This window comes from Streptomyces sp. CBMA123 (assembly GCF_014596465.1).
Classification (GTDB): domain Bacteria; phylum Actinomycetota; class Actinomycetes; order Streptomycetales; family Streptomycetaceae; genus Kitasatospora.
Map to the genome: position 1 here is coordinate 1 of NZ_MECK01000450.1, position 2,005 is coordinate 2,005.

The following is a 2,005-nucleotide window of genomic DNA, read 5'->3' on the forward strand; positions in this document are numbered from 1 at the left end:
GCCGGTGCCGCCGGGCAGCCGGCGGCCGGGGCGGGCGAGCTGCGGGGCCGGCAGGCGCGGGCCCCCCAGGTCCGCACCCCGGGCGCCCGGGCCACCGCGGCGGACGGCGGACGGACGGGTCGTGAGGGCCGTCCCGGGCGGGAGGGCCATGCGGTCCGGTCCGGCCGGGAGGGCGAGCACCCGGACGGCCCCGGCACCCACGGCGGGGCCGAGGAGCACCAGGCCGAGGCCACCGCTTCGGCGCCCCGGTCGGCTCCACCGGTCCCCGCGGCGCGTGATCGCGCCGTAGGGTGAGTTGTGTGAATGACCGTTTGGTATGGATCGACTGTGAAATGACCGGCCTCGACCTCGACCGGGACGCCCTGGTCGAGGTCGCGGTGCTGGTGACGGACTCCGAGCTGAACATCCTCGGCGAGGGCGTGGACGTCATCATCCGGCCGCCGGCGGAGGCTCTGGCGAACATGCCGGAGGTGGTGCGCGCGATGCACACCTCCTCCGGCCTGCTGGAGGAGCTGGAGCAGGGCGTGACCCTGGCCGAGGCCGAGGAGCGGGTCCTCGCGTACGTGCGCGAGCACGTGCCGGAGGCCGGGAAGACGCCGCTGTGCGGCAACTCGGTCGCCACCGACCGCGGCTTCCTGGCCCGGGACATGCCCGCCCTGGAGAAGCACCTCCACTACCGGATCGTGGACGTGTCCTCGATCAAGGAGCTGGCCCGTCGCTGGTACCCGAAGGCGTACTACAACAGCCCGCCGAAGGGCGGGAACCACCGGGCGCTCGCGGACATCCGCGAGAGCATCGACGAACTGCGGTACTACCGCGAGGCGGTGTTCGTCCCGCAGCCCGGTCCGGACGCCGACACCGCGCGCGCCATCGCCGAGAAGTACCGGGCCTCGGCCGACTGACCGGAGCCCGTCGCAGGGTCGGAGGGGGTGTCCTCGTCCACCGGAACGAAACCCCGGCGCGAGCACCCTCTCGGATCCTGTAGAGTTCTTCCTGTCGGAACGGGAACGCGAGAGCGGGACCGGGTCGGACAGATGGTGGGTATAGCTCAGTTGGTAGAGCACCTGGTTGTGGTCCAGGTGGCCGCGGGTTCGAGTCCCGTTACTCACCCCAGAGCCTGAGGGGCCGATCTCTTCAAGAGATCGGCCCCTCAGGCGTTTTCGCGTTCCCCGATCAGGCGCGGGCTCAGTTGTGCCCGGCGGTCCGGGTTTTCCGTCCGGCCCCTGCCGCAGCAAGCTACCGGCTAGTAACATCGTCGCCATGACCACTCCTTCGATCGGCCAGATGCTCGACGCCACCGTACCGATGGCGCACACCCTCAAGCTCGAGTACCTGGAGACCACCCCCGAGCGCGCCGTGCTCCGGCTGCCGGACCAGCCCGCGTACCACAACCACGTCGGCGGCCCGCACGCCGGCGCGATGTTCACCCTCGCCGAGTCCGCCAGCGGCTGCATCGTGATCGCCGCCTTCGGGGACCAGATGTCCCGGGCCGTGCCGCTCGCCGTGAACGCCGACATCGCCTACAAGAAGCTGGCCATGGGCGACGTCACCGCCACCGCCGTGCTGGGCCGCCCGATCGCCGAGGTCGTCGCCGAGCTGGACGCCGGCGGCCGCCCCGAGTTCCCGGTCACCGTCGAGATCACCCGCGCCGACGGCGCCGTCACCGGTGTGATGACGGTCACCTGGACCCTGCGCCCCAACTCCTGACCGCCGCGCGGTCGGTGGCCCCGGGAACCGCACTCCGGGGCCACCCGTGCGATGACTGTCCGTGACGGCGGGCGTGACCTCGACCCCCGCCCGCTCGTTCTCAACTCACGTGCGAGCCAATCACGCGACCGAGCCCCAGGAACCCGCCCCCCGGGGCGTCGCCGGAGCACGGCGGGCGTTCGCCCGGTGGCTCCCCCGCCCCCGCACCGTCGCCGCGGGCGGAGCCCTGCTCGCTCAGCTCTGGGGCGTCGGCGCCACCGGCGCGTACGCCGCCGCGGCCGCCGCCGAACCGCCCGCC

Annotated in this window: 4 protein-coding genes and 1 tRNA gene; 4 read left to right on the plus strand and 1 reads right to left on the minus strand. The window is 73.0% G+C overall.

The window, feature by feature from the left end; genetic code table 11:
- A partial coding sequence (locus tag BG452_RS46315; protein WP_223243132.1) for a hypothetical protein occupies positions 1-219 on the minus strand: 219 nt, incomplete at its 3' end.
- An 80-nt stretch (positions 220-299) separates the two neighbouring features.
- Between BG452_RS46315 and orn the strand changes: the two genes are divergently transcribed.
- From orn to BG452_RS33890, 4 genes are all read left to right on the plus strand, one after another.
- Positions 300-902, plus strand: coding sequence for an oligoribonuclease (orn, locus tag BG452_RS33875; protein WP_188308184.1), 603 nt, complete (start codon positions 300-302; stop codon positions 900-902).
- Between the two features lie 135 nt (positions 903-1,037).
- Positions 1,038-1,113, plus strand: a tRNA-His gene (locus tag BG452_RS33880).
- A gap of 147 nt (positions 1,114-1,260) precedes the next feature.
- Positions 1,261-1,707, plus strand: coding sequence for a DUF4442 domain-containing protein (locus tag BG452_RS33885; protein WP_188308185.1), 447 nt, complete (start codon positions 1,261-1,263; stop codon positions 1,705-1,707).
- 109 nt (positions 1,708-1,816) lie between these two features.
- On the plus strand, positions 1,817-2,005 hold a 189-nt coding region (locus tag BG452_RS33890; RefSeq protein ID WP_188308186.1), incomplete at its 3' end, for a hypothetical protein.